The sequence below is a fragment of the Streptomyces sp. NPDC024632 genome, assembly GCF_055559175.1.
Genome location: NZ_JBVHLD010000006.1, coordinates 435,232 through 441,452, shown reverse-complemented (window position 1 = coordinate 441,452; position 6,221 = coordinate 435,232). Strand labels below are relative to the sequence as shown.

6 protein-coding genes are annotated in these 6,221 nt (G+C 71.1%); 3 read left to right on the top strand and 3 right to left on the bottom strand.

Annotated features, from left to right (window positions below; all coding sequences use genetic code 11):
• The coding region (locus ACZ37P_RS15825; protein ID WP_467346835.1) for a biotin/lipoyl-containing protein at positions 1-567 on the top strand (567 nt) is incomplete at its 5' end.
• Positions 568-726: 159 nt separating this feature from the next.
• On the opposite strand, the gene ACZ37P_RS15820 is transcribed toward ACZ37P_RS15825, so the two are convergent.
• A complete protein-coding gene (locus tag ACZ37P_RS15820) occupies positions 727-2,160 on the bottom strand; it encodes an MFS transporter (RefSeq protein WP_391050566.1) in 1,434 nt (477 codons plus the stop codon).
• A 220-nt stretch (positions 2,161-2,380) separates the two neighbouring features.
• Between ACZ37P_RS15820 and ACZ37P_RS15815 the strand changes: the two genes are divergently transcribed.
• Positions 2,381-2,992 (top strand): TetR/AcrR family transcriptional regulator, encoded by a 612-nt coding sequence (locus tag ACZ37P_RS15815; protein ID WP_355350344.1) that lies wholly within the window; start codon positions 2,381-2,383, stop codon positions 2,990-2,992.
• Positions 2,993-3,067: 75 nt separating this feature from the next.
• On the opposite strand, the gene ACZ37P_RS15810 is transcribed toward ACZ37P_RS15815, so the two are convergent.
• Together ACZ37P_RS15810 and ACZ37P_RS15805 are read right to left on the bottom strand one after the other, a co-directional pair.
• Complete coding sequence (locus ACZ37P_RS15810; RefSeq protein ID WP_467346858.1) at positions 3,068-3,985, bottom strand: DeoR/GlpR family DNA-binding transcription regulator; 918 nt, start codon at positions 3,983-3,985, stop codon at positions 3,068-3,070.
• Between the two features lie 178 nt (positions 3,986-4,163).
• A complete protein-coding gene (locus ACZ37P_RS15805; RefSeq protein WP_355350338.1) occupies positions 4,164-5,621 on the bottom strand; it encodes an NAD(P)H-quinone dehydrogenase in 1,458 nt (485 codons plus the stop codon).
• A gap of 130 nt (positions 5,622-5,751) precedes the next feature.
• Here ACZ37P_RS15805 and ACZ37P_RS15800 point away from each other — a divergent pair, with 130 nt between their 5' ends.
• On the top strand, positions 5,752-6,189 hold the full coding sequence (locus ACZ37P_RS15800; protein ID WP_355350335.1) for a gamma-glutamylcyclotransferase family protein: 438 nt from the start codon (positions 5,752-5,754) through the stop codon (positions 6,187-6,189).
• Positions 6,190-6,221 lie beyond the last annotated feature (32 nt).

Sequence of the window (6,221 nt, the reverse complement as noted above, 5' to 3'; positions counted from 1 at the left end):
CGTGCGGCGCGGGCGCTGGGCGAGTTCACGGTGGAGGGGATGGCGACGGCGATCCCCTTCCACCGTGCGGTCGTCACCGACCCGGCGTTCGCACCCACCGACGGCAGTCCGTTCACGGTGCACACGCGGTGGATCGAGACGGAGTTCGACAACACGATCCCGCCGTTCGCGGGTGCGGTCGTGGACGAGGACGACGCGCCGGGCCGGGAGACCGTGGTGGTGGAGGTCGGCGGGAAGCGTCTGGAGGTGTCCCTGCCCGCGTCGCTGGGGATGACGCTGGCGCGGACGGCGGCCGCGGGGGGTGCCAAGCCCAAGCGGCGGACGGCGGCGAAGGCGGGTGCGGCGGTCTCGGGCGACGCGCTGCCCTCGCCGATGCAGGGCACCATCGTGAAGGTCGCGGTCGAGGAGGGCCAGCAGGTCACCGCGGGTGACTTGATCGTGGTCCTGGAGGCCATGAAGATGGAACAGCCCCTGAACGCCCACCGGTCGGGCACCGTCATCGGCCTCAAGGCCGAAGTCGGCACCTCCGTCTCCTCCGGCGCCGTCATCTGCGAAATCAAGGACTGACGCCACAGCACGCACGAAGGCGGTACGGCAGCGGCCGTACGTACGAAACGCCGGTGGGGGCGGTCACGACGACCGGCCCCACCGGCGTTCGCGCGTTGGTCCACGCACGCGGCTCCGTACCGTCAACACGGTCAACAGAGCCCTGTCAACGGGTCGCCGTCAGCGCAGGGACACCGGTTTCGGGCTGCGCAGCGCCAGGACCAGGGCGACGGACAGGGCGGTGAAGACCGCGGCGGCGGTGAAGGCGGCGGTGGCGCCGTGGATGAACGGCTCGCTGTGCGCGTGGCGCGAGACGGTGCCGAACACCGTGACCAGGATGGACAGTCCGAGGCTGCCGCCGACCTGCTGCATCGTCTGGAGCAGCCCGGACGCGGAGCCCGCCTCCTTCGGCTCGACGCCGGAGAGGATGAAGGTGTTGAGCGGCATCATCGTGAAGCCGACGCCGACACCGATCAGGATCAGCGGGCCGAGGATGCCGCCCGCGTACCCGTCGGACGCGTTGAGCGTGGAGAGCCAGACCGTGCCGCCGACGTTGAACAGACCGCCGGTGGCGGCGACGCGCTTGGCGCCGAAGCGGGCGAGGGCGCGCGGGGCGAGGCGGGCGGCGACGAACAGCGGTCCTGCCAGCGGCAGGAAGGCGAAGCCGGTCCGCAGCGGGCTGTAGTGCAGATACGTCTGAAGGTACTGGGTGGAGAAGTAGAACACGCCGAACATCCCGGCGGGGACGAGCAGCATGATCCCGTACGCCAGCGCGCGGTTGCGGTCGAGGAAGAGCCGCAGCACGACCAGCGGGCGCTCGACGCGGGTCTCGTTGATCAGGAACGACACGAGCAGGGCGGCGGCGATGACGAAGCTGGTCAGGGCGCGGGAGTCGGTCCAGTGGCTCTCGCCGACGCGGATGAAGGCGTAGACCAGCGAGGCCATGCCGAGGGTGCCGGTCAGGGCGCCGGCGATGTCGAACCGGCCGCCGGGGTGGCGCTCGGTCTCCTTGATGTAGCGCGGGGCGAGCAGCACGATGGCCAGGCCCACGGGGACGTTGACGAAGAAGACCCAGCGCCAGGAGCCCCAGTCGGTGAGCATGCCGCCGACGGTGAGGCCGATCGCGGAACCGGCGCCGGAGATCGCGGAGAAGACGCTCAGCGCGCGGTTGCGTTCCGAGCCCTCGGAGAACGAGGTGGCGATCAGCGCCAGGGTGCTGGGCGCGGCCAGCGCGGCGGCGGCGCCTTGCAGGCCGCGGGCGATGAGCAGGGTGGTGGAGTCGTTGGCGACGCCGCCGGCCACGGAGGCGAGGGTGAAGGCGCCGACGCCCCACATCAGCGCCCTGCGGCGGCCGATCAGGTCGCCTATCCGGCTGCCGAGCAGCAGCAGGCCGCCGAAGGCGAGCGTGTAGACGTTCAGCACCCAGGACATGCCGGTGGGCGAGAAGCCGAGATGGGTGCCGATGCCCGGCAGGGCGACATTCACCACGGTGGCGTCGAGCAGCAGCATGAGCTGCGTGCCGACGATGGCCACGAGGGCGATGAACGGGCGCCCACGGGCGGGGGACGGAGTGCGGGATGCGGTGGAGAGCGCGCGCACTGCGGGTGTGGACATGCTGAGTAAGCCTCCAGCGGAGAGCAATAAACGGAGGGTTCCTCCGTTAACTATACGGAGACAGCCTCCGGTTCTACAATCGCTTTTGGGCGGACTTTGACGAACGATGGGTTCGGGCGAGCCGCGGGCACGGGTGGCGTGGGCGTGGTCAGCCGTGGACGTGGGCGCGCCGCGGGTACGGGCGAGCCGTGAGGACCGGCACTTCAGGAGGCATGACGCCATGCGGGCAGACGCGCAGCGCAATTACGACCGGCTGCTGGAAGAGGCCGCCCAGGCCTTCTTCGTGCACGGCACCGACGTCGCCCTGGAGGACATCGCGCGGCAGGCCGGGGTGGGCATCGGCACGCTGTACCGCCACTTCCCCGACCGCTACACCCTGATGAACGCCGTCTTCGAGCGGGAGCTGGTCAAGCTCAACGCGCGCGCGCAAGAACTGCTGGAGGAGCCGGACCCGGTCGACGCGCTCACCAAGTGGCTCTACGCGGTCGCCGTGCACTCCACCGCGTACCGCGGCCTCGCCAAGGCCATCATGTCCGCGCCGGACGCGAAGATGCCCGCGTGCAAGGCGCTGCTGCGCTCGTCGGGCGAGGCGCTGCTGCGGCGCGCGCAGGACGCGGGCGAGATCAGGCCGGACGCCACCATGTCCGACCTGCTCAAGCTGATCAACGCGATCGTGCTGACCGCGGAGAACAACCGGGAGGACACGGGGCTGTTCGTTCGCCTGATGACGCTGACCCTGGACGGCCTGCGGACCCGGCAGGACACCGGCCGCGGGGCCGTGGAGGACACCGGCCGCAGGGCCGTGAGGGAGACGGCAGCGGAGCCGGTCTAGGAAGCTCGGGTAGCGGGGAGCTCCGGTGAGTGGAGAGCTCTCCGGTGGGCGGGGAGCCCCGGTGGGCGGGGTGCCCTAGCGGCGGCGGACGTCCGCCAGCCGCGGGGTGGGCTCGGTGCCGCCGCCTCCGGCCAGCGACGGGCCGCCGCCGGGCAGCGGCTGGGCGCTGCGCAGGGGCTGGGGCCGCCGGGGTCCTGGCAAAGGCTGGTCGTGGCGCGGACGTCCGGCGGCGATGGCGTCCGCGCCGGTCAGCGGCGCCACGGTGATCTGCACGCCGCGGTCGGCGAGCGCCTGGAGTTCGGTACCGGCCCGCTCGTCGCCGCCGGGCGGCTCGTCGGTGACCAGGTGGGTGATGAGGTCGGTGGGCACGGTCTGGAACATCGTGTCGGTGCCGAGCTTGGTGTGGTCGGCGAGGACGACGACCTCGGCGGCGGACTGCACCAGCGCCCGGTCCACGCTCGCGGAGAGCATGTTGGACGTGGACAGGCCGCGTTCGGCGGTCAGGCCCGCGCCGGACAGGAAGGCGCGGGAGACCCGCAGCCCCTGGAGGGACTGCTCGGCGCCGCTGCCCACCAGGCCGTAGTTCGACCCGCGCAGCGTGCCGCCGGTCATCACCACCTCGACCCGGTTGGCGTGCGCCAACGCCTGTGCCACCAGCAGGGAGTTGGTGACCACGGTCAGTCCCGGCACCCGCGCGAGCCGACGGGCCAGCTCCTGCGTGGTGGTCCCCGCGCCGACGACGATGGCCTCGCCCTCGTCCACGAGATCGGCGGCGAGTTCGGCGATGGCCGACTTCTCCGCGGTCGCTAGATGGGATTTCTGCGGGAAACCGGACTCCCTGGTGAAGCCACCGGGCAGGACCGCACCGCCGTGCCGGCGGTCCAGCAGTCCTTCGGCCTCCAACGCCCGCACGTCCCGGCGCACGGTCACTTCTGAGGTCTGGACGACACGGGCGAGTTCACGGAGCGAGACCGCCCCGTTCGCCCGCACCATTTCGAGGATCAATTGGCGACGTTCTGCAGCGAACACGGAACCGACAGTAACGCCAACGTCCGTCGGCTTTCAGCACTTTGCACCAGATGACGGAAGTCGTGCACGAAAGAGACCGGCGAGTGCTATACGCCGACCGTGCGTTCGCAAACGGCGCCTTTCCGGATGACGCGAGGGGCCGTCAGCCCAGATCCGCCTCGGCCGCCTTGCGGGTGTGCAACTGCCGTGCCACCTCGGCCACCGAGCCGGACAGCGACGGGTACACGGTGAAGGCGCTGGCGATCTGCTCGACCGTCAGATTGTTGTCGACGGCGATCGAGATGGGGTGGATCAGCTCGCTGGCCTTGGGCGCGACCACCACTCCCCCGACCACGATGCCCGTGCCGGGACGGCAGAACAGCTTCACGAAGCCGTCCCTGATGCCCTGCATCTTGGCCCGCGGATTGCGCAGCAGCGGCAGCTTGACGACATTGGCCACGATCCGCTTGTTGTCCACGTCGGCCTGCGTGTAGCCGACGGTGGCGATCTCCGGGTCGGTGAAGACGTTCGAGGAGACCGTCTTGAGGTTGAGCGGGGCCACCGCGTCGCCGAGGAAGTGGTACATCGCGATCCGGCCCTGCATGGCCGCGACCGACGCGAGCGCGAAGATCCCGGTCACGTCACCGGCCGCGTACACGCCGGGCGCGCTCGTCCGCGACACCTTGTCGGTCCAGATGTGACCGGAGTCGGTCAGCTTCACACCCGACTCCTCCAGGCCCATGCCCGAGGTGTTCGGGATCGCGCCGACCGCCATCAGGCAGTGCGTGCCCGTGATCACCCGGCCGTCGGCCAGCGCGACCTCGACCCGGTCGCCGATCCGCTTGACGGACTGGGCGCGGGAGCGGGCCATCACGTTCATGCCGCGACGCCGGAAGACGTCCTCCAGTACGGCGGCGGCGTCCGGGTCCTCGCCGGGCAGCACCCGGTCGCGGGACGACACGAGCGTCACCGTGGAGCCGAGCGCCTGGTACGCGCCCGCGAACTCCGCGCCGGTCACGCCGGAGCCGACCACGATCAGTTCCTCGGGCAGCTCGTCCAGGTCGTAGACCTGCGTCCAGTTGAGGATGCGCTCGCCGTCCGGCAGCGCGTCCTCCAGTTCGCGCGGGCGCGCGCCGGTCGCCACGAGCACCGCGTCTGCGGTCAGCCGCTCGGTCGTGCCGTCCGCGGCCTCGACCACCACGCAGCGGCTGCCGTCGGCGGCGGTCTGACAGCCGTCGAGCCGCCCCCGCCCGCGCATCACCCGGGCGCCGGCCCGCGTCACGGACGCGGTGATGTCGTGCGACTGCGCGAGCGCCAGGCGCTTCACGCGTCGGTTGACCTTGCCCAGGTCCACCCCGACGACGCGCGCCGCGCGCTCCAGCGGCGGGGTGTCGTCGGCGACGATGATGCCGAGTTCCTCGTACGACGAATCGAACGTCGTCATCACCTCGGCGGTGGCGATGAGGGTCTTGGACGGTACGCAGTCGGTCAGCACCGACGCCCCGCCCAGGCCGTCGCAGTCCACGACGGTCACCTCCGCGCCGAGCTGCGCCGCCACCAGGGCAGCTTCGTAGCCGCCGGGTCCGCCTCCGATGATCACGATCCTTGTCACGTACCCCATTGTCCCGCACGCGCCAAGTGTTCTCCGCCAGGGGGCACGCTTGTCCGATCCGGGCGCCGCCGCCCGCCGTCCGGACACCCCGAAACGGCGTGCGGCCGTCCGCCGCGCGTGCTCCCGTACTCTCGTGGTCATGTCGCTCTACGCCGCCTACGCCAGCAACCTCGACGCGCGGCTGATGACCCGCCGCGCCCCGCACTCCCCCCTGCGCGGCACCGGCTGGCTCGACGGCTGGCGGCTCACCTTCGGCGGCGAGCAGATGGGGTGGGAGGGGGCGCTCGCCACGCTCGTGGAGGACGAGGACAGCCAGGTCTTCGTCGGGCTGTACGACATCGCGCCCGTCGATGAGGAGTCGCTCGATCGCTGGGAGGGTGTGCCGCTTGGTCTCTACCGGCGCGCCACCGTCCGCGTTCACACGCTCGACGGGGAGGTCGCCTCGTGGCTCTACGTGCTCAACGATTACGAGGGCGGGCTGCCCTCTGCCCGCTACCTCGGTGAGTTGGCTGACGCCGCCGAGTCTGCCGGGGCCCCGCATGACTACGTCATGTCCCTCCGCAAGAGGCCCTGCTAGCGCCTGGGCCTTTCCCGCCCGTGTCTTTTTTG

What these genes read in the sequence shown, in the direction of transcription:
- ACZ37P_RS15805 (WP_355350338.1), bottom strand. Translation starts at nt 5,621, where the DNA reads ATGGGGTACGTGACAAGGATCGTGATCATCGGAGGCGGACCCGGCGGC.
- ACZ37P_RS15815 (WP_355350344.1), top strand. Translation starts at nt 2,381, where the DNA reads ATGCGGGCAGACGCGCAGCGCAATTACGACCGGCTGCTGGAAGAGGCC.
- ACZ37P_RS15800 (WP_355350335.1), top strand. Translation starts at nt 5,752, where the DNA reads ATGTCGCTCTACGCCGCCTACGCCAGCAACCTCGACGCGCGGCTGATG.
- ACZ37P_RS15810 (WP_467346858.1), bottom strand. Translation starts at nt 3,985, where the DNA reads ATGGTGCGGGCGAACGGGGCGGTCTCGCTCCGTGAACTCGCCCGTGTC.
- ACZ37P_RS15820 (WP_391050566.1), bottom strand. Translation starts at nt 2,160, where the DNA reads ATGTCCACACCCGCAGTGCGCGCGCTCTCCACCGCATCCCGCACTCCG.